19 protein-coding genes and 3 tRNA genes are annotated in these 20,432 nt (G+C 47.4%); 21 read left to right on the forward strand and 1 reads right to left on the reverse strand.

Annotation, left to right across the window (positions count from 1 at the left end; all coding sequences use genetic code 11):
• Positions 1-4 precede the first annotated feature (4 nt).
• The 19 genes from AOA63_RS04125 (at position 5) to AOA63_RS04215 (ending at position 18,613) form a co-directional block, all read left to right on the forward strand.
• On the forward strand, positions 5-865 hold the full coding sequence (locus AOA63_RS04125) for a 3-hydroxyacyl-CoA dehydrogenase family protein (RefSeq protein ID WP_053958530.1): 861 nt from the start codon (positions 5-7) through the stop codon (positions 863-865).
• A 44-nt stretch (positions 866-909) separates the two neighbouring features.
• Positions 910-984 (forward strand) — tRNA-Gly (locus AOA63_RS04130).
• Positions 985-1,003: 19 nt separating this feature from the next.
• Positions 1,004-1,078 (forward strand) — tRNA-Cys (locus AOA63_RS04135).
• A gap of 8 nt (positions 1,079-1,086) precedes the next feature.
• Positions 1,087-1,164, forward strand: a tRNA-Val gene (locus AOA63_RS04140).
• 716 nt (positions 1,165-1,880) lie between these two features.
• Positions 1,881-2,702 (forward strand): sporulation protein YtxC, encoded by an 822-nt coding sequence (gene ytxC, locus AOA63_RS04145; protein WP_053958531.1) that lies wholly within the window; start codon positions 1,881-1,883, stop codon positions 2,700-2,702.
• 238 nt (positions 2,703-2,940) lie between these two features.
• Positions 2,941-4,839 (forward strand): threonine--tRNA ligase, encoded by a 1,899-nt coding sequence (thrS, locus tag AOA63_RS04150; RefSeq protein ID WP_053958532.1) that lies wholly within the window; start codon positions 2,941-2,943, stop codon positions 4,837-4,839.
• A gap of 145 nt (positions 4,840-4,984) precedes the next feature.
• Positions 4,985-5,539, forward strand: coding sequence for a translation initiation factor IF-3 (gene infC, locus AOA63_RS04155; RefSeq protein ID WP_242848271.1), 555 nt, complete (start codon positions 4,985-4,987; stop codon positions 5,537-5,539).
• A gap of 4 nt (positions 5,540-5,543) precedes the next feature.
• Positions 5,544-5,744, forward strand: coding sequence for a 50S ribosomal protein L35 (gene rpmI, locus AOA63_RS04160; RefSeq protein WP_020374545.1), 201 nt, complete (start codon positions 5,544-5,546; stop codon positions 5,742-5,744).
• 37 nt (positions 5,745-5,781) lie between these two features.
• Positions 5,782-6,135 carry a 50S ribosomal protein L20 gene (gene rplT, locus AOA63_RS04165; RefSeq protein WP_020374546.1) on the forward strand — a complete coding sequence of 118 codons (354 nt, stop codon included), beginning with the start codon at positions 5,782-5,784 and terminating at the stop codon, positions 6,133-6,135.
• A gap of 2 nt (positions 6,136-6,137) precedes the next feature.
• A complete protein-coding gene (locus tag AOA63_RS04170) occupies positions 6,138-6,980 on the forward strand; it encodes a TrmH family RNA methyltransferase (RefSeq protein ID WP_053958533.1) in 843 nt (280 codons plus the stop codon).
• Between the two features lie 260 nt (positions 6,981-7,240).
• A complete protein-coding gene (locus AOA63_RS04175) occupies positions 7,241-8,293 on the forward strand; it encodes a phenylalanine--tRNA ligase subunit alpha (RefSeq protein WP_053958534.1) in 1,053 nt (350 codons plus the stop codon).
• The gene (gene pheT, locus AOA63_RS04180) at positions 8,290-10,629 is read left to right on the forward strand and encodes a phenylalanine--tRNA ligase subunit beta (RefSeq protein WP_053958535.1); all 2,340 of its coding nucleotides are present in this window, start codon (positions 8,290-8,292) and stop codon (positions 10,627-10,629) included. The genes AOA63_RS04175 and pheT overlap by 4 nt, the downstream gene beginning before the upstream one ends.
• Positions 10,630-10,714: 85 nt before the next feature.
• The gene (locus AOA63_RS04185; protein WP_053958536.1) at positions 10,715-11,005 is read left to right on the forward strand and encodes a cell division protein ZapA; all 291 of its coding nucleotides are present in this window, start codon (positions 10,715-10,717) and stop codon (positions 11,003-11,005) included.
• A 390-nt stretch (positions 11,006-11,395) separates the two neighbouring features.
• Entirely contained in the window at positions 11,396-13,756 is a 2,361-nt protein-coding gene (locus AOA63_RS04190) for an endonuclease MutS2 (RefSeq protein WP_053958537.1), read from the forward strand.
• 64 nt (positions 13,757-13,820) lie between these two features.
• On the forward strand, positions 13,821-15,026 hold the full coding sequence (gene tyrS / locus AOA63_RS04195) for a tyrosine--tRNA ligase (RefSeq protein WP_053958538.1): 1,206 nt from the start codon (positions 13,821-13,823) through the stop codon (positions 15,024-15,026).
• 88 nt (positions 15,027-15,114) lie between these two features.
• Entirely contained in the window at positions 15,115-15,762 is a 648-nt protein-coding gene (locus tag AOA63_RS04200) for a HesA/MoeB/ThiF family protein (protein ID WP_053958539.1), read from the forward strand.
• A complete protein-coding gene (locus AOA63_RS04205) occupies positions 15,749-16,096 on the forward strand; it encodes a hypothetical protein (RefSeq protein ID WP_053958540.1) in 348 nt (115 codons plus the stop codon). Before AOA63_RS04200 ends, AOA63_RS04205 begins: the two co-directional genes overlap by 14 nt.
• Positions 16,093-17,799 carry an NAD+ synthase gene (locus AOA63_RS04210; RefSeq protein WP_082343738.1) on the forward strand — a complete coding sequence of 569 codons (1,707 nt, stop codon included), beginning with the start codon at positions 16,093-16,095 and terminating at the stop codon, positions 17,797-17,799. Before AOA63_RS04205 ends, AOA63_RS04210 begins: the two co-directional genes overlap by 4 nt.
• Positions 17,800-17,866: 67 nt before the next feature.
• A complete protein-coding gene (locus tag AOA63_RS04215; RefSeq protein WP_020374556.1) occupies positions 17,867-18,613 on the forward strand; it encodes a YebC/PmpR family DNA-binding transcriptional regulator in 747 nt (248 codons plus the stop codon).
• Here the strand turns inward: AOA63_RS04215 and AOA63_RS04220 are convergent.
• Positions 18,570-19,229: a class I SAM-dependent methyltransferase gene (locus tag AOA63_RS04220; protein ID WP_053958541.1), complete on the reverse strand. Its 660-nt coding sequence runs from the start codon at positions 19,227-19,229 to the stop codon at positions 18,570-18,572. The two genes, AOA63_RS04215 and AOA63_RS04220, sit on opposite strands and share 44 nt — an antisense overlap.
• Positions 19,230-19,350: 121 nt before the next feature.
• On the opposite strand from AOA63_RS04220, the gene ruvC reads away from it, so the two are divergent.
• Positions 19,351-19,842 carry a crossover junction endodeoxyribonuclease RuvC gene (gene ruvC / locus AOA63_RS04225; protein WP_053958542.1) on the forward strand — a complete coding sequence of 164 codons (492 nt, stop codon included), beginning with the start codon at positions 19,351-19,353 and terminating at the stop codon, positions 19,840-19,842.
• On the forward strand, positions 19,835-20,419 hold the full coding sequence (ruvA, locus tag AOA63_RS04230) for a Holliday junction branch migration protein RuvA (protein ID WP_053958543.1): 585 nt from the start codon (positions 19,835-19,837) through the stop codon (positions 20,417-20,419). Before ruvC ends, ruvA begins: the two co-directional genes overlap by 8 nt.
• Positions 20,420-20,432 lie beyond the last annotated feature (13 nt).

A 20,432-nucleotide genomic window follows, 5' to 3' on the forward strand; every position in this document is an offset into this window, starting at 1 on the left:
ACCTATGGAAGCAGTCAAAACACTTGGAGTGGTTGGCGCTGGCACGATGGGTTCGGGGATCGCGCAATTGGCCGCCATGCATGGTATCCGTGTGCTGTTATATGACAGTCAAGAAGGTGCGATCAATCGGGCACTGTCCAAAATTCGGGAACGCTTGATGCGCGCCGCCGAGCGCGGGCAAGTGGAAACAGGGCGTATTGACGAGATAATGAGTCATATCACCGAAAGTTCTCTGGATGATTTTGGGAAGGCTGATTTCATTATCGAAGCGGTGGTCGAAGTTATGGCCATCAAAAAAACGGTGTTTGAGCACTTGAGTCATATTGTTCGACCCAGCACTGTATTGGCTAGTAATACGTCCTCATTTTCGATCACGGAATTAGCTAGTGTCTGCACACGTCCCGAAACAGTCGTGGGAATGCATTTCTTTAATCCCGCTCCGGTCATGAAATTGGTGGAAATTGTGCGGGGAGAAGATACCGTCGACACAACGGTTGAACAGGCACAGCTTTTGGCGCAACAAATGGGCAAAGAGACGATCGTTGTTCAAAAAGACACTCCAGGATTTGTGGTCAACCGTATTTTGATGCCATTGTTCATTGAAGCCATGCGAATATTGGAAGAAGGTGTGGCCAGTAAGGAAGATATCGATAAAGCCGTCAAATTGGGTCTAAATCACCCGATGGGACCGTTAACGTTGGCGGACTTTACCGGTTTGGATGTGGATTTGGAGGTCATGGATTATCTCTACAACGAGTTTCATGACGATCGATTTGCTGCTCCCCAAGTTTTGCGACGATTGGTGCGTGCTGGACATTTGGGCAAAAAAAGCGGACGAGGTTTTTATCATTATTCCCGGAAATAGGCTTGCAAACTGACCAAAGTTTTGTTACAATAGCAGAGCGTGATGCGGAAGTAGCTCAGTGGTAGAGCATTGCCTTGCCAAGGCAAGGGTCGCGGGTTCGAATCCCGTCTTCCGCTCCATCTGCCGCCTTAGAAATAAGGCGACGTAGCCAAGTGGTAAGGCAGGGGTCTGCAAAACCCCGATGCCCCGGTTCGAATCCGGGCGTCGCCTCCAGTTGTAGTGGGTGGTTAGCTCAGTTGGTTAGAGCGCTCGCTTGACATGCGAGAGGTTCACAGGTTCGAGTCCTGTACCGCCCACCATTTTATGCCGTAAGGCATTTTTTTTGTTTTGCGAATAAATGCTCGCAGAGAATCTCGTTGCCAGGCGAGAGACCTAAATTCAAAAAATTTTACTACGCATTGCGACACCATGGGATATTGATCCCACATGACCTCATAGGCTGTTGAAAAAATGGAGATACGAGTTTTCTTCGTGTTCTCCAAGGACACTTTGAAGATAAAGCCCATAGTATGTGCCTTCTTGCGGCGATACGTTTTAGAGTTCCTTTTATAGATTTACATAGTACCAATGGTTGTCATTTGAACCCGTGTTCAATAGCAGGGAAACCGCATAAGCATCTCTCGATCCGAGGTAGTGTTGTACAGTGTAAAAATTCACCTTCTGTGTGGCGCTCTATTACCCAGTACTGGTCCATGGAAAAGACAACAAGCGAATATAGAAGGATCGATTAGGAAATATAGATCTCCCAAATTTTTATTCACTAAGAGAACAGTATAGGTTCATTCAAAGAGTGAATAGCTTTTTGAGGATGATTACGCCGTGTTTGATGATCAGAATCTATTTCAATTAAGCGGAAGACCAATGAAATGACGATAGGCTTCTGGATTTGGCAATGATTTTTAGATACGGCGCTATTAATGAATAGCCACGTGAAAACTGGAATATACTAACAGCAAATATTGCACAATCAGATTGGATGGGATATATGCGGTGGGTTGTCGGGAGTTTCATCTGTATGCCTGAACTTCATTTTCACGATTTTCCGGTCCCATGGCAGTTTTGGCATGAACAGGGGATGTTTTGGACTGTTTGTGACGTGCCGGAAAACCGAATTACGGAATGTCTGTATCCATTGGCCCGCGCCATTGCAGAATTTATAGAAGCGCATCGGGAATTGTGGATGCGGCGTCTTCTTCGTCAACAGTTTGATTATTTGTCATCCGATGAAAGATTATGGGTATTAGGACGAGCTTTACAAATTTTGGATAACCGCCAAAATACTAGTCAACGCCACCGGGTGGATCTCATGACCATTCCCATTATGTTATTTGTGGCAGAACATCAAACGGTGGTTATCGAGGGAATCCAGGACTTTTTGTTACCTGCAATTCGCGATGAGATGCTTGCCGTGCTGGGTGAAGCGGTGGATGACTATTTTTTGGAACGCGAACATCGGGATTACATTCGGTTTTTACGCCAGTTTAGTGAACGTCAAATGTCTAGCTGCGCAGTGGTCCATGTGACATACCGTGACCTCCGGATTACCGATGAACGCGGTCGAAGGATCGCAACAAGTCTCATCGAACATTTACAGGACGGACTGCCTTGGGACCAAGACTTAGCCGATGAACTTTTGTTAAGTGCCCTGGTGCTTTTGGCGCCGGCTCAAATTGTATTACATGGGAATTTTCCCCACGAATTAGATCATACCATTCAGGATGTTTTTCCTGGACGGGTTCGGCGTACTTCGGAACGTCCTGGCAAATCCAAAACGGTGGAATTGACAGAGCCTGCAGATTCTTATAAGGTAAAAGTACTCTATAAGCAATCGCGATGAAGAGACGATAATTTCCGTATTCTCTACAGAGAATGAGGTTCATCGGCTGAAAGACCTCAGGGTAACGCGGAGATTTAACCAACTCGGAGTGACTAACGAAAGCAAAAAGTTAGCGGTGCGACCGATATCTCGCATAAAGTTGGGCAATATGAATTGCCAATGGCGGTGGAACCGCGGAATTTATTTTCCGTCCCCAATTTGGGAGACGGTATTTTTTTTCGAAAGGATGCGTGAACCCATGAATGATTTAACGGTCGAAATCCATGGTGAACTGGTCGTCAAAGCCCCAGGCATAAGACCTTTGGATTTTCGTGAAGAAATGCCTGAGAATGCATTAGCAGCGTGGATTGATGGAGATGTCGTCGATCTCAAGCGACCCTTACCACACGGTGGACAATTACAATGGCTAACGTTTGACGATAGCAGTGGTCAACGCGTCTTTCGCCATTCGAGTGCGCATTTATTAGCGCAAGCTGTCAAGAGATTGTGGCCAGAGGCTAAACTAGGAACTGGTCCGGCACTAGACGATGGATTCTATTATGATATTTGGTTGCCCACTCCTTTAAAAGAGGACGATCTGCAGCGTATTGAAGAAATGATGCGGACTATTGTACAGGAAAATTTAGACATTGAGCGTATCGAACTGTCTCGCGAGGAAGCCTTAGCTTTATTTAAGGAGCGACACGAGGACTTCAAGCTGGAAATTATCCAACGCATTCCGGAGGGAGCTACGATTTCGGCCTACCGGCAAGGAGAATTTATTGACTTGTGTTCGGGTCCGCATTTACTCAGCACGGGCTTGATCCGGGCCATCAAATTAACCAATGTCTCCGGTGCCTATTGGCGAGGTAATGAAAATAATCCGATGATGACCAGGATATATGGCACGTCTTTTCCTAGTGAAACTGCTTTGCAACAATATATGGAGCGGTTGGAGGAAGTAAAGCAACGTGATCATCGCCGATTAGGTCCCCAACTCGATTTGTTCAGTTTTCGAGAAGAGGCACCTGGCTTTGCCTTTTGGCATCCTAAAGGATTTCAATTGTACCGGACCCTTGAAGAATTTTCCCGGCGTCTGCAATCTGAGCGGGGCTATGAAGAAGTGTCAACGCCATGGATTTACCGGGTAGGACTTTGGCAACGGTCGGGTCACTGGGATCACTACCGGGACAATATGTTTTTAATGGAGCGCGAGGATGAGCTTTTGGGTGCTAAACCGATGAATTGCCCAGGACATGCGTTATTGTTTAAAGAAAGCTTGCATTCTTACCGGGATTTACCAATTCGTTATGCGGAATATGGTCCATTATCTCGATTTGAACGGTCTGGAACATTACATGGGCTACTCCGGGTCCGGGGATTTCACCAAGACGATGCCCACTTATTTGTTCGTGAGGATCAAATTAATCAAGAAATGTTTGGCGTTCTGGATTTGGTCGACATTGTCTTTCGCGCGTTTGGATTACCATATGAAGTTGTCTTTTCAACTCGTCCCGATGATTACATGGGATCTTTAGAATTATGGAACAAAGCCGAGAAAGATTTAGAAGCTGTCTTACATGAGCGTGGCATTAAATATCAAATCAATCCAGGGGATGGAGCATTCTATGGGCCGAAACTGGATATTTCGGCCATCGACTCATTAGGTCGTCACTGGCAATTAGCTACGATACAGCTTGATTTTCAACTTCCCGAAAAGTTTGATTTAACCTACGTCGATCAAGATGGGAGCGAAAAGCGTCCAGTGATGATTCATCGTGCGATTATGGGTTCTGTCGAGCGTTTTGTGGGAATTTTGGTTGAACATTATGGCGGCGCATTTCCGTTGTGGTTAGCTCCCGTACAAGTCGTGGTGATTCCCATAACTGACCAACAACTGAATTATGCGCAGGAAATCGCGCAAAAACTTAAGAGACAGGGTCTTAGAGTGGAAGTGGATAGTCGTAACCAAAAAATGAATTATAAGATTCGCGAAGCTCAGCTGCGAAAGATTCCTCGTATGTTAATTGTGGGCGGAAGAGACTTGGAGAATCACACGGTTTCGGTGAGAACCCGAGAAGAAGGCGACATTGGTGCTAAGCCATGGCCAGAATATATTGATGAGTTAGTCGAACAAGCGCAAATGCCTTTAGGATAAGTTGACGTCATATTTGCGGGACGTTACAATAAGGATGTTGTATACCGAACAAAGCAGAAGCAAAGGCTTCTCACCCTCCGGTACGAACCAAAAGGGTTGATGCAAGGGGTTTCTGTTCTTGGGCGGGTTTCCCCGCCCTTTTTGTTTGGATAATATTGGCAGGAAAAACAAAGGAGGGATCAAGGCTATCAAAGATCTCAGGATTAACAATGAGATCCGGGCGCGTGATGTGCGCCTAGTTGGTGAGGAAGGAGAACAACTTGGAGTTGTTTCCCTTCGGGAAGCGCTTGCCCTAGCCCAGGAGCGTCATCTCGATCTCGTTGAAGTATCGCCCACGGCTCGTCCACCCGTTTGTCGGCTCATGGATTATGGGAAATATAAGTATGAGCAGGCTAAAAAAGAACGCGAATCGCGCAAGAAACAAAAAGTCGTCAGTGTCAAGGAACTGAAGATTCGTCCCAACATTGAAGAACATGACTTTGAAGTCAAAGTCAGGAGTGCTCATCGATTTTTGGAGGACGGCGATAAAGTTAAGTGCACGATGATGTTTCGAGGGCGGGAAATTGTTCATGCCGGTTTGGGACAAGAAACATTGGCTAAGTTAGCTGATCTAGTCAAGGATGTTGGAGTCATCGAAAGGCCGCCTCGGGTTGAGGGTCGAAGTATGATCATGATATTAGCGCCTAAAAAAGGAGTGTAGTGTTATGCCAAAAATGAAAACTCATCGAGGCGCGGCAAAGCGTCTCAAAGTGACCGGCAACGGAAAAGTCGCGCGTTATCATGCGGGTAAGAGTCACTTATTAGAACACAAGTCGCCGACTCGCCGTCGCCGACTTCGTCAAGATGTTTTATTGTCGCATGCTGACTATCACCGGGCCAAACGTCTTTTGCCCAACGGACGCTAACGTGTTAGCACATCAATAATTGTGGAGGGGTTTCATCATGGCACGTGTCAAACGCGGAATGGTTCGCCACCGTCGTCACAAAAAGATTTTAAAAATGGCTCGAGGCTACCGGGGTGCGCGATCACGTCATTTTCGCCCGGCGAATGAAGCGGTCATGCATTCTTTGTGGTATGCCTACCAGCATCGGCGTAAGCGAAAAGGAGATTTTCGTCGCTTGTGGATAACCCGCATTAATGCGGCAGCCAGAATGCACGGACTGTCCTATAGTCGCTTTATGAATGGGTTGCACCGCGCGGGAATTGGTTTAGACCGGAAGATCTTGGCAGATATGGCTGTGCGCGATATGGACAGTTTTAAAGTCTTAGTCGCTAAAGCCAAAGAGCAGCTCTAAAGATGTCGGTCATTCAGCCTTTAGACTCATTGGATAATAAGGCAGTGCGTGTTGTCCGCCGCTTATTAACCAACCGTCATTTTCGTGAACGGCAGCAACAAGCAGTTATTGAAGGATTTCATATGCTTAAAGACGTGGTGGATGTTGGAATGCCCATCCACCTCGTTCTCTATGGGAAGCGGATGACGCAAAGTGAGGCAGGTCGCAGCCTGCTAGCCCGCTTACAGATGAGCCGGGTTCGTCTGATTTATGTTACTGACAAGGTCTTGGATGCGCTATCGGCTGTGGAAACCCACCAAGGGGTCTTGGCGGTTGTTAATTTGTCTAAACCAGTGTCAGGATGGCCATTGCCCAAGGGCGTTCCTGCTTTTATCGTCATTGCTTATCAGATCCAAGATCCGGGCAATTTAGGAACATTAATCCGTAGTGTTCAGGCTGCCGGTGCGCATATCGTTGGTGTGACCAAAGGAACGGTTGATGTCTATAATCCTAAAACGATTCGTGCTGCTGCCGGGAGCGTCTTTAAATTGCCGATTATATCCTTATCGGACAACTGGGTTGAGGAGTTGTCGGAAAAACATATCACGGTGGTCTCCACCGTTGTAGCGGGTGGACAAACATATACGCAATTTGATTGGCGTCAGCCTTTTGCCATAGTAATGGGCAATGAAGGAAACGGGTTGCCACAGGAATTGGTGAGCAAGGCGCAAACCCTCACGATTCCCATGGTCCCGACCGCTGAATCGTTAAATGTGGCGGTGGCGGGATCTATTTTAGCATTTCATGCGATGTGGGTCCGCGAACAGCATCATATTCCCTTGGTACCACCAGTTATGATACAATAACTCGCAAATCATTACGGTAAAGCGATGATCCAGAACGTGTGAATTCCGCAACAGGCCAGAGAATCCGGGGTAGGTGTGAGCCGGAGCTGTTTGCCATTCAACATTCGCTGGGGAGTGGACTCTGAATAGAGTAGGAGCCAACGGGTTGTGCCGTTATCCACAATGAGATGATCTGGGACAAGCTTCTGGGTCAATAAAGGTGGTACCGCGAATCGTTCGCCCTTGAGGTGAACGATATTTTTTTTAGAAGGAGAATAAAAATGGATAAACCATTTGAAGAGTGGCAAAACGAGATTATGCAACAAATTCATGCGGCGCAAACCCTGAGTGAACTGCAAAGTCTGCGTAATCAATGGCTCGGGCGCCGCGGCACAATCACCTTGGCAATGAAGGGATTATCGAGCTTATCCATCGAAGAGCGGCGAAGCCAAGGGCAACAGCTTAATGCCCTACGTGAAGCGGTTTTGGAATTATTCAACAGCCGGCAAACAGAGATGGAAATGGCTGAAGAAACAATGCAGCTACAGCATGAACAGTTCGATATGACATTGCCGGGATCATGGCCACAGACGGGTTTGTTGCATCCCATTACACGAACCCGTCGCTTTATCGAAGATGTATTTTTGCGAATGGGCTTTTCCTTGGAGTATGGGCCAGAAATCGAACACGAATGGTATAACTTTGAAGCCCTCAATATGCCAGCCAATCATCCGGCGCGAGATATGCAAGATTCCTTTTTCATTAATGTGCCGGGTATGGTCTTGCGGACCCACACATCACCTGTGCAAATACGGGCGATGAAAAAGTATCAAGGCCGGCTTCCCGTCCGCATTATTGCTCCGGGAAGGGCTTTTCGTCGTGATGACGATGCCACCCATGTTCCCATGTTTTTTCAAGTCGAGGGCTTAGTCATTGATCAAGGAATCACTTTGGCGGATCTGAAGGGAACCCTTACGACAATGGCTCAGGAACTCCTGGGAACGGATATCCGTACCCGGTTTCGTCCTTCGTATTTTCCGTTTACAGAGCCTTCTGTTGAAATGGACGTTACGTGTGCATCCTGTGGAGGAACGGGCTGCCGCGTATGTAAGGGAACGGGATGGGTCGAGATTCTTGGTTCAGGCATGGTGCATCCGGTCGTGTTGACAAACGGGGGTTATGATCCGGATCAGGTTAGCGGTTTCGCGTTTGGACTAGGAATTGAACGATTAGCCATGAGAATTTTTGGAATTGACGATTTGCGGCTGCTCTATCAAAACGATATGCAATTCCTCTCTCAGTTTCAATCTTATATTGGGAGGCCTAATTTATGATTGTGAGTTATCGTTGGCTTAAACGCTATGTGCCTGCACTTCCATCTCCACAGTTTGTAGCAGACAAATTAACCCAACTGGGATGGGAGATTGTTTCACAAGAAACGTGGGGAACGTGGTATCAACCAGTCGAATTGGTTGAAATTATTAATCGGATCAAGCATCCTAATGCCGATCATTTATCTGTAGTAACCATACGACGTCAGAATCATCCTCCGATAGACGTCGTAACCGGGGCACGAAATGGTATGATCGGCGATCATGTTTGGTATGCTCCGGTGGGGACGCATTTGATTGATGGTCGCATATTAGAAAATGTGAACATGCGTGGAATTAATTCGCCGGGCATGTTGTTGTCTGCTGAAGAACTAGGATTTCAAGCTGGTGAGCAAGATCTCTGGATTTGGGATGGGACTGAACCTCTTGGGACTCATTTCATTGACGTTATCGGCGGATTAGATACCGTGTTTGAAGTGGAATTAACACCTAACCTTGCCGTGTTTGGGCAAAGTATGCGAGCTATGGCGCGGGATTTGGCGGCCGCTTTTGATTTACCATGGCATTCTGAACTTAGCGAGTATATTTATGATGATGCTGCTTTGGCATCGGTAGAGAACCGTGAGGATTGTCCCCTCTATGGTTTGGTCGACTTTCAAATCGAGCCCGGGAAAATGACCCCTTTATGGTTACAGGTTCTGCTCCGCAGCATTGGCCAACGCGTAATTTACCCGGCTGTGGACATTACCAATTTCTTGTTATGGGATATTGGACAACCACTGCATGCTTTTGATGCAGACAAGGTTCGCGGACAAATTCACGTTCGGCGGGCTTTCGAAGGGGAAAGGTTATTGACTTTGGATGGGGTCGATCGCCAATTAACACCAATGGACTTAGTGATTGCCGATGATAGGCAAGCCTTGGCACTAGCCGGCGTAATGGGCGGTAGTGCTACTGCAGTCTCTCGAGAGACGACGCATATTCTCTTGGAATCGGCTCATTTTAATCCGTCCTTAATTTTTCAAACGATGAGACGGCATCAGATTTTTTCGGACGCGGCCTTGCATTTTGGTAAAGGTACGAATCCTGAGGCTGTGTATACGGCTCCACGGTTGTACCAAGATTTGTTGCAGGACATGGGTATTTTGCAGGATATTGGTCCGAGCCAGGTGTTGGGAACACGCCCAAAACCCCGTCACATTCCTTTTTATCCTGAAGCCATCAGACGTCTACTGGGAGTGCAGTGGAGTGATGAGCAGATTGCGGGGGGACTTAGGCGACTCGGTTTTGTTCAAGATGGCCACGACATCGTCGTGCCCTTAGATCGGCATGATGTGGAAGGAAGTCACGATTTAGCAGAAGAAGTGGCCCGCCTATATGGGTTGGATGAAATTCCCACGACGATTTTCTCTTCGCCAGCGCGTCCAGGGCAGCGGTCTGATGAGGTGGCCTATCACGAGCTAATAAAAAATTCTTTGGTAGCCGCAGGCTATTGGGAAGTGATTACACGGTCCTTTACCTCAAAAGCTCGTATCCTTCGAGCCGGATTAGAAGTACCGGAAGACATTGTGGCGGTGGCCAATCCTCTGCGGGAAGAAGAAAGTCTTTTGCGGTTCTCGTTATTACCCGGATTGTTAGAAACCATCGAGACCAACCGCGCACGGCGTGATGTTCCTCTATCGCTGTTTGAACTCGCGCCGGTTTATGTCAAGGGGGATCAAACACAGTGGCAGTACGAGGAATTAGCCGTGGTACAAACCTTAGAAGAAACTTTACGCTATCCCAAAAACTATGCCCCACATCTTTTAGATCTTAAGGGGGTAATGGAATGGATGAATGAGCGGTGTGCGCTCGGGTTAACATGGAAACAAGTCACAAATGGTCCCCAATACATGCATCCAGGGCGTCTATTGGCACTTTACGCGACAGATGGCACATTGGTGGGTTATTTGGGTGAAATTCGCCCGCGAATAGCCCAACAATATCATGCCAAACGCATTGGAGCATGGATTATGCGGGTGCCAAAAACGGCTCGTTACCATATGGAATCGCACATTGCCAAACCCCTGCGTTATCCTGAGGTCGTGCGTGATTTGTCATTGATTGTTCCCTCTACGGTATCCTATGACGAGATTTGGCAGGCATCGCGCCGACTCGACACGGATGTGTTGCGCTCTGTGGCACCAATCGATCATTATTACGGGGATTTTGGCGAATCGTGGACGCTACGATTAGTGTTTCAGTCGGCAGAGAAAACATTGACCGATGAAGAGGTCGATGGATTGATTGCGGCATTTCTTCACCATCTTCGGCCCTTAGGTATCACAATGCGACAATAACTCAAGAAATTTTCCCAAACTGGCAGGAAATGTTTGCCGCTGTCGAGAAATATAGGACAAACACCTTGTGAGGGGGAGCGGCACGATGACGGAACCGGTTCGTACGACGGTGACGATTAATGGGGAAGAGTATCTAATAAAGGGAGATATGCCCGAGGATGTCATTAAAGCAATAGCTCAACATGTCGACAGCCGTCTTCGAATCCTTAAATCGCGTCATCCTCATTTGAGTATGACCCGATTAGCGATGTTAGCACTACTGAACATGGCCGAAGATTTGTATCATCTTCAGGAACAAAATGAGGAATTAGTTCGCAGTATGCAAGAAGATTGGCGAACACGCGCCGTAAAAAACGGTAAAAGTGGCAGTTCATGAGCCTTGGAATTTGGCCACTATGCTTATAAGCATAGTGGCCTGACTTCTGGTGCTATAATAAAATAAGGTATTATTTCGGAATTTTGATCCGACAAAATATAGAAGATATATCAACACCATAACAGAATAAAAGATTGTAGGAGAGACAGCTCATGATATTTTGTGATTATATGGGCTGCGTCTGTTTTGCCGAGTGCGGAAATACGCTTCTTCACGTACTTGGGGTCTATGGAAATGGCGTAAAATAAAGGACTTGGATAAAACGAAAGTTATGGGTCTTGGTGTGAGGTTGAAGACGGATGATGTGAACCTAAATAGTGTCTTAGCGTGAAAAGATATGTCAACAAATTCGTGTGGCACATTAAAGGGTGCCCTGGATAGGAGTATACGTTGAATAACGGAGATACCATTGCAGAGAGTCGTCTCAGGGTGAGCCTGGATCTCGTCCAGTTTCCTGAAGTCTTAGAACGCATTGCCCATTTGGCCGACACGGTAATGGGAAAAAAACGTATCAAATCTGCTCAATACATCAGAGATTATCACCAATTACTCGAGCGTCACCGCTACCTTCAAGAAATCGTGCGCTTATTAAATGAGGGTGACAATCATCACATTTCTTTGCAAGGTGCTACGGAAATTACACGAGACGTCAAACGCGCGGCCAAAGGCGGCATATTGTCTCAAGAACAGCTATTAGGGATTGGATTGACCTTAAAGGCGGCACAAGAAGCCAAAACCTGGGTAACGGCGGAAGATTATCCGGTTTTATTTTACATGCTTGACGCCATCCCGTCGTTGACGTCTGTAACTCAAGCCATCTTTCGGATTCTAGACGAAGAGGGTCAAATTCGTGATTCGGCAAGCCCTCAATTACGGCAAATCCGCAGAAATATTCAGCAAGCCGAACTAGAAATCGACCGCATCCTTGAAGGCATTCTTCATTCGAGTCACTGGGCTGAATACATCCAAGATGCGATTGTGACAATTCGTGCCGGACGCCGTGTTATTCCCGTTAAAGCCATGTTTCGTCATCAAGTACCGGGAATTGTTCATGACCGGTCTTCAAGCGGTCAAACCGTCTTTGTTGAGCCGATGCCTGTGGTGCAAAAGCAAAATCAGCTTACCGAATTGCATCAACAAGAAGATGAAGAAATCCGGCGTCTTTTAACGGAGTTATCCCGGACAGTCGGCGTTTATCATCAAGAATGTGCCCAAGTGGAAGACGCCTTAGGAACACTTGATGAGTTATTAGGGATTGCTCGTTATGGACTGAAGACGCAATCGATTTTGCCTACAGTGGGTGGCGATGAATTAAGATTAGCCGAAGCGCGACATCCGTTGATTGACAATCCGGTTCCTTTGGATTTGTCTTTAGACCGTACGCGTCACATTTTAATTGTTACGGGACCTAATACTGGGGGCAAGACGGTAACCCTAAAAACCACTGGTTTGATTGTGAGCATGGCTCTAAGCGGTATGATGGTTCCTTGCCGGGAAGGCACATCGATACCACTGTTTGACCGGATTTGGGTGGATATTGGCGATGAACAAAGTATTGAACAAAACTTATCGACGTTTTCCAGTCATATGGCCCGATTAATACCGATGATGGAATTTGCGGATGACAAAACATTGTGCCTTATCGATGAATTGGGCGCCGGGACTGATCCGGATGAAGGTTCAGCATTAGCGGAAGCCATGATTCATCATTTACGCGAGCGTAAAGTTTATGCCATTGTCACAACCCATTATAGCCGCTTAAAATTGTTGGGATTCCGGTTGCCAGATGTAGAAAATGCACAGGTGGCATTTGATCGGGAAACGCTTACCCCCACCTATCATTTAATAATGGGACAACCAGGAAGTTCGCACGCATTATATATTGCTCGCCGTCTTGGGATGCCGGACGAAATCATTCAACAGGCACGCACGTTGATGGACGAAGAAGGGACAACATTGGCCGATGTGATAGAACAAGCCAACCATCTGCAAATGGAGTTACGTGAAGCTAAGCAACAGGTTGCAGATCAGCAACGTGTTCTCCGTCAAAAAATTCAAGAAATGGAAAAAGAGCGGCGATTATGGCTGGAGCGTAATGAACGCGAAAAATTACACATGCGCGATCAATGGCAGAAGGAGTTGCAACAACTTCATGATGAAATGATGGCAGCCATTGAAACCGTCCGACAATCTCAAGGTCCCGATCAAGCGCGAGCGGTTGAAGCATTACGGGAAATATGGCGCCAGCGGGGCATTCTTCCTGAATCATTACAACCACCCAAACGTCGGCCGTCGCAAATGGTTTCCGCAGGGGATTATGTGCATGTGCGTGATTTTGAGGGCTTAGCCCGGGTTCTTGAAGTCAATGGCAAAATGGCCCTGGTGGAGGTAGGCACCTTGCGGGTGAAGCTGCCTACAGAAGAACTGGAGCGGGCAGAAGCACCTAAACGGTCTCAGAGCGGACATGCTCGCACGGCAATGGCCTTGAAGGCTCAAAATCTTCGCATTGAATGTGATGTGCGGGGAATGACCGTCGATGAAATGCTGGAGGTGGTTGACAAATACTTAGACGATGCTGTTTTGGCGGGGGCGTTTCAAGTGCGGATTATTCACGGGAAAGGCACTGGCACGTTAAGGAAAGCTGTGACACAAATGTTGAAAGATGATCCCCGTGTTAGCCAGTTTCGTCTTGGTGAACGGGGTGAAGGGGGAGATGGAGTGACGGTGGTGACGCTCGGAAGCGCGGACTAAGCACGCTTTTCGGATATTTGCAGGATATGATATACTCGCGCCAGTATATTCGGGGAGGATTCTCGTGCTAAATATTGACCAACAGGTACAATGGTTATTACAAGGAACAGATGATGTTGTCAGCCCAGCCCAATTAAAAGAGAAATTGGAAAAATCTTCACATACTGGGATTCCGCTGACCGTGAAATTAGGTGTCGATCCTACTGCGCCAGACATCCACTTAGGACATACAGTGGTTCTTGAGAAATTGCGCCAATTTCAAGAATTAGGACATCGCGTCGTGTTTTTGATCGGTGATATGACCGGACGGATTGGGGATCCCACGGACCGAGCCGCGACACGCAAGCAATTATCCGCTGACGATGTCCGCCAATTTGCTAAAACCTATGTGGAACAAGCAAAAAAAATTCTCGATCCCGATCGGTTAATTCTTCATTACAATAGCGAATGGCTCGAACCCATGCAATTGGCAGATATCATCCGCTTAATGGCACAGACGACAGTGGCGAGAATATTGGAGCGCGATGACTTTCATAATCGCTTCACAGAGCATGTCCCCATTCATCTCCATGAATTACTATATCCTCTGATGCAGGCGTACGATTCTGTGGTATTGAAAGCTGATGTGGAATTGGGTGGAACAGACCAACGCTTTAATATTATGACCGCGCGGCAGATTCAAGAGGCCTTTGGTTTGGAACCTGAGGTCGGCATGTTTTTACCCATCTTAGAAGGAACTGACGGGGTTCGGCGGATGGGGAAGAGTTTAGGTAATTATGTAGGCATTAGTGAGCCACCCCAAGAAATGTTCGGAAAAATTATGTCGATTCCCGATACGTTGATCACCAGATGGGCGGTACTACTATTAGGTGAGGATGCCCATGTATGGAATCAACGCGTTCAAACAGAAAATCCCCGGAATGTTAAAGCTGACTTAGCTAACCGACTCGTCGCCCGTTTTTGGGGACAAGAGAAGGCAAATGAGGCTCAGGAACAATTCGACCGAACTTTTCGGGAACATCAAGTGCCTGAGGACATGCCTGTTGTCAATTTACCCACAGAACCATGGCCAGTTTCAGCCATTGAATTAGTGGCCTCATTGCCTGATATACCGAGCAAGCAAGAAGCCCGGCGCATGTTGCAACAAGGTGCCGTGACTGTGGACGGTAATAAGATTGGCATGACAGACTTTTTAGAAGTGAAGTCGGGTTCATGGATTCGCGTCGGCCGGCGACGGTATTACCGGTTTCAGAGGGGAAAAATACAATAAAATTGTAGTCCAGACTCTAAGACATGTTGTCATTTCGTGCCGGTTTTGAATGGCTAAGGTGGTGGGGTCAAGAAGTCATAAGAAAGGAATGAGGCAGGTGCGAGTTGCAGTGGTAGGATGTGGAGCCGTTGGCTCACCTCTTGTCATTCAGTTATTAGCTGAATCCGCCGTCTCCGAAATCCGGGTGATTGATCCTGATCGTGTTGAGTTATCCAATTTGCCCCGACAGCCTTGGTTTACGCCTGGGGATGTGGGCAAATATAAAGCAGAAGTGATTGGTGATTATGGATCGGACCGGATTCTCAGCATTCCGGAAGCTTTATCGGAGGAAAATGCCCGCGATCTTTTAAGCGGCATGGACCTTGTATTTGATGGTTCGGATAACTGGACGGCCCGGCAGGCTATCCAAAACTGGTCATTTGTGGCGGGGCGTCCCTGGATTTTTTCCTCAGCATTACGTTTGGAAGGGATGACAGCCTTTTTAGCGCCCGAATTTACGTGTTTATACTGTCTTTTTGGCTCCTTGCAACAGGGTCCGCGATGTTATGAAGCTGGCGTATTGGGAACGGTTACGCTAGCGGTTGCAGGTCAGGCAATGCTATTATTCCATCAATATTACCAGCATCAAAATGACCCGCAGCAGTGGCCTAACGGTCTATTTCTGATTGATGGACACGCCGAGCGAGTGAGAAAAATTGGGTTGAGCGCAGTGAGGTGCGGTCATGGAGTTGGATAATACCTTATTGGAACGTTACTCACGGCAGATATTGGTGGATGATATCGGATATGACGGACAGGTTCGACTCTTGAATCATCGGGTTACGATTCAAGGACCGCCTCAATGGATGCATCTGGCCGGACGTTATTTGCAGGCGGCCGGTGTGGGGGTGTCCTACCAAAGTGGGGAGCCGTCTGCCGACCGTATTGGGATTCATCTTGAAACCGGCAAGATGGATGACTTTTTTATTCCCCTTGATGTGTCGGGGGATCCCGCTCAAATTGTGACGACGATGGGTCTTGCCTTAAGCCAATTGCTTTTAACGCTTGTGCAAAGGGAGGTGCAACGGTGAATCCCTTAAATATTCGGCTTGTTCAAATGAATAGCACCGTGGGTGATGTTACGGGAAACTTGGAAAAAGTTTTACACGCTGTGACTCAAGCTCGTCATGATGATATCGATATTGTTGTTTTTCCTGAAATGGTTTTGGCTGGATATCCCCCAGAGGACTTATTATTTCGGCCCGATTTCTTGCAGGCGTTGCAACAAGCTTCCGATGAGATTGTGTCCCAATCCCAAAATATCATGGTGATTTTTGGATATGCTTATGCGCAGTTTGGACTCTTTAATAGCGCCGCTGTGGCATATAATGGTAATCTCTTGACCCGGATTAATAAACAATTACTGCCCAACTACGGTGTTTTTGATGAAGCGCGCTATTTTACACCGGGACGTGAAACCCAGGTCATTGTCGCCGGAGAATGGTCGATCGGCGTTTCAATTTGTGAAGATATTTGGTATCCGGATGGTCCCTATTTGCAGCAGGCGCGCCACGGGGCTAATTTATTGATTAATATTAGTGCCTCTCCCTATTCACGTGGGAAACAAGCTGAACGGGAACATATGTTGCGTACAAGGGCCGATGATGTGGCTGCGTATTTAGTGTGGACTAACTTAGTTGGTGCCCAGGATGAACTCATTTTTGATGGGATGAGCGCGGTTTATGGACCCGATGGACAAGTTTTGGCACGGGCTCAAGCCTTTCAAGAGGATTCAGTAACCGTTTCGCTAACGGCAATTCCTAGCTTGCACCGCCGATTTATTGATCCCCGCTGGCGCCTTGGTCCCGTGGAGGATAATGTGGGTACCATGACTATAGGTCCCTTAGGGAAATCTTCCAGAGTCACCTGGACGCCAAAGATTTCTCCTGTTTTAGGGGATGAAGAAGAATTATACCGGGCTTTGGTCCTGGGAGTCAAAGACTACGTAGAAAAAAATCGCTTTCACGACGTGGTCATTGGGTTATCCGGAGGGATCGATTCAGCGTTGACCGCGGTGATTGCCGTCGATGCATTGGGTCCGAACCGGGTTCATGGCGTTCTGATGCCCTCGGAAATCACCTCGCAACAAAGTCTCGATGATGCCCGTGAGCTTGCACATAACTTGGGTATTGACGCGTTGGAAATAAGTATTGGCCCAATCATGGAGGCTTTTGAGAAGCAGCTTCATCCCCTATTTCAGGCTGTTTCCCGGGACATTACGGAAGAAAATCTTCAAGCGCGAATTCGCGGAACGTTGCTGATGGCGTTATCGAATAAATTTGGATGGTTAGTGCTCACAACGGGAAACAAAAGTGAAATGGCGACGGGATACAGTACGTTATATGGGGATATGGCGGGAGGATTCGCTGTACTTAAAGATGTCCTTAAGACTCAAGTGTTTCAATTGGCGCGTTGGGTCAATCAAGGAGAAGAACGGATTCCCCAAAACATTTTGATTAAACCACCGAGTGCAGAACTGCGTCCGGATCAAAAAGACGAGGATACCCTACCTCCATATGCTATATTAGATCGGATTCTTGAGGGGTATATCGAAGATGATTTATCGGCCGAGGCATTGATTGCCGAACAATTGGATCCCGAATTCGTTGCTCAGGCCATTAAGCTGGTTAACCAAAACGAATATAAGCGGCGACAGGCACCCGTTGGCATCAAAGTGACTCCCCGTGCTTTTGGACGGGATAGACGGATGCCCATTACCCGCCGATTTGAATAACTGGCAAAAAAGGATTATAGCATGGTAAGGTTTATGTGAGAAGGTGCATTAAGGAGGACGCGATTGTATGTCAGGACATTCAAAATGGGCCAATATTAAGCGGAAAAAAGCCAAAGTGGATGCCGTCAAAGGTACGGTATTTTCGCGATTGACCAAAGAAATTATGGCGGCTGCCAAGCGCGGTGGCGGCAATCCGGAAACCAATTTTCGTTTACGGTTAGCTATTCAAAAAGCTAAAGCCAATAACTTGCCTCAGGCGAACATTGATCGGGCGATTCGCCGTGCAACCGGTCAAGAGGAAGGAGTGCACTATGAGGAGACCGTTTATGAAGGATATGGTCCGGGAGGTGTCGCGGTTTACTTACAAATTTTAACCGATAACCGTAACCGCACAGCCGGTGAAATTCGGCACATTTTTTCCCGACATGGCGGGGCCTTAGGAGAAAGTGGTTGCGTGGCCTGGATGTTTGAGCCCAAAGGGCGATTGGTGATTACTGATACGGATAAAAGTGAAGAGGAATTGCTAGATTTGGCGATTGAAGCTGGAGCTGACGACTTGCGGCGCGAAGATGATGAATTTGTTGTGCTAACGGCTCCAGACGCTTTGGATCAAGTACGTGAAGCATTTGAAAGCCAACACGTCAAAGTTAGCGAAGCCGAGCTCGTGCAATTGCCAAAGACAACGACAGAAGTCTCGGGAAGTGATGCGACACAGCTCGCGACCTTAATTGAACTCCTCGAAGATCATGATGATGTGGAAAAAGTTTTCTTCAATGGCGAATTTCCGGATGACTTTGAACTGGACGAGGCTTAATGGCTCTGCCTTGAACCACCGGAAACAAAATCCCATGATGGGGGCGGCTGAGATCGGTGATTACAAAACCTGTCTCTTTGAGTGCCAAAAGGGTGGGGCGGTTTAACTGACAACCGCCCCCGACCTTTTCCCATAGGGGCGTCAGCGTGTTTTGAATGCTATGCCACCATGGGGCATCATGCGCAACATGTTCAAGAAACAAGAATTGTCCGTCTTGACGTAACACGCGCCAGATTTCCTGCAGAGTTTGGGATAAATTTTGTACAGAACACAGGACAAGACTGGAAATCACGGTGTCGACACTGTCGTCGTCTAAAGGAATTTGTTCGGCTGGCGAACTGAGACAGGGAAATGCGGGATAACGGCTTTTTAAAAAGGTGCAGAACGTGAGATCAGGTTCCAATAGGATGATCTCATGAGCGTTTTGGGACAGGGTAGGAATATCAAGACCGGTTCCCGCACCAATGATGACCGTTTTTCCCCGTGCTCGTTGCCCTTGCTGTGCTCGCCAAGTGTGCACTATTGATTCCAATAGCGATTGAGTGAGGATGTAAGCTCGTGAAAACCACGGATGATGTACCGCGGAAGGTTGGCGTTGATGATTATCTCGTCTCATGTTCAGATAATAGCACCCCATCTCAAGAATAAGAAGGAAAACAAGTGTTTTTAGCGTATTGTAGTAAATAAGGTCGTGAACAGCAAAAAGGGAGGATTCTGCACCTTTAGCAGAAACACACGTGAGAATATTAGGAATAGATCCAGGTACGGCCATTTGTGGGTGGGCTATTATCGATAAAGAACATCATGAAAGCATAGCAGTGGATTATGGGGCCATCCTTACGCCCGGTGATTTGTCTGCGGCCCAGCGGTTAGAACGGGTGTATGATGGGTTATTAGCGATAATTGATCGTTATCGACCGGAATATGGTGCGGTCGAAAAACTATTTTTTGGTCAGAATACCAAGACCGCCTTAGCGGTTGGACAAGCGCGGGGCGTTGTCCTTCTCGCTTTGAGTAAGCGACAGGTTTCTTTGGTCGAAATGGCTCCGACAGAAGTGAAGCAGACGGTGACGGGCTACGGTAGGGCAGACAAACACCAGGTGCAATTGATGGTGACACGGTTATTGCATTTGCCGAAAGTTCCGAAGCCTGATGATGTGGCTGATGCATTAGCCATTGCCATGACAGGTTTAGAATGGGTGAAATACCGGGAGGTTCTGCGTGATTAGCGAAATTACGGGTATTGTGGTCCAAAAAGATCAAGACACCTGTGTTGTGAATGTCCATGGTATTGGTTTTTTGGTTGAAACCTCGCGGATAACGACTGCTCAACTACCCGCGTGCGGTCATGAAGTTCATTTATATACCCATCTTGTTGTCCGGGAAGATAATTGGCGTCTGGTAGGATTTATAAGTCCCGAAGAACGAGAAACGTTTCTTGACTTACTGAGCGTTGGCGGATTAGGAATTAAAGGGGCTCTGTCTGTACTGAGTGTCCTTGGCGTAGGTGGATTAGAAGATGCTATTGCTCAGGGTGATTGGCAGCGAATCAAAGAAGCTCCTGGAGTAGGAGCGAAATTAGCCCAACGCATTCAACTGGAATTGTCAGGAAAATGGCAAAATCGTCCTGTAAAAGCCGCAACATCTCATCCTTTGGCTGATGAACCAGGGGACGAGATCGTACAAGGGCTCATGGCCCTGGGATATTCTCGTGAAGAAGCTCAGTATGCAGCCCAACAAGTCGATTCCCAAGGTGATGTTGCCACTCGCATTCGCCAAGCGCTTCGAGCTTTGGACCGACGCTAAGGGAGGGAAAGAG

This window comes from Sulfobacillus thermosulfidooxidans, assembly GCF_001280565.1.
Taxonomy (GTDB): Bacteria; Bacillota; Sulfobacillia; order Sulfobacillales; family Sulfobacillaceae; genus Sulfobacillus; species Sulfobacillus thermosulfidooxidans_A.

Coding starts and splice junctions, on each gene's coding strand:
- AOA63_RS04125 (WP_053958530.1), top strand. CDS start 5: ATGGAAGCAGTCAAAACACTTGGAGTGGTTGGCGCTGGCACGATGGGT.
- ytxC (WP_053958531.1), top strand. CDS start 1,881: ATGCCTGAACTTCATTTTCACGATTTTCCGGTCCCATGGCAGTTTTGG.
- thrS (WP_053958532.1), top strand. CDS start 2,941: ATGAATGATTTAACGGTCGAAATCCATGGTGAACTGGTCGTCAAAGCC.
- rpmI (WP_020374545.1), top strand. CDS start 5,544: ATGCCAAAAATGAAAACTCATCGAGGCGCGGCAAAGCGTCTCAAAGTG.
- rplT (WP_020374546.1), top strand. CDS start 5,782: ATGGCACGTGTCAAACGCGGAATGGTTCGCCACCGTCGTCACAAAAAG.
- AOA63_RS04170 (WP_053958533.1), top strand. CDS start 6,138: ATGTCGGTCATTCAGCCTTTAGACTCATTGGATAATAAGGCAGTGCGT.
- AOA63_RS04175 (WP_053958534.1), top strand. CDS start 7,241: ATGGATAAACCATTTGAAGAGTGGCAAAACGAGATTATGCAACAAATT.
- pheT (WP_053958535.1), top strand. CDS start 8,290: ATGATTGTGAGTTATCGTTGGCTTAAACGCTATGTGCCTGCACTTCCA.
- AOA63_RS04185 (WP_053958536.1), top strand. CDS start 10,715: ATGACGGAACCGGTTCGTACGACGGTGACGATTAATGGGGAAGAGTAT.
- AOA63_RS04200 (WP_053958539.1), top strand. CDS start 15,115: ATGAGGCAGGTGCGAGTTGCAGTGGTAGGATGTGGAGCCGTTGGCTCA.
- AOA63_RS04205 (WP_053958540.1), top strand. CDS start 15,749: ATGGAGTTGGATAATACCTTATTGGAACGTTACTCACGGCAGATATTG.
- AOA63_RS04215 (WP_020374556.1), top strand. CDS start 17,867: ATGTCAGGACATTCAAAATGGGCCAATATTAAGCGGAAAAAAGCCAAA.
- AOA63_RS04220 (WP_053958541.1), bottom strand. CDS start 19,229: ATGAGACGAGATAATCATCAACGCCAACCTTCCGCGGTACATCATCCG.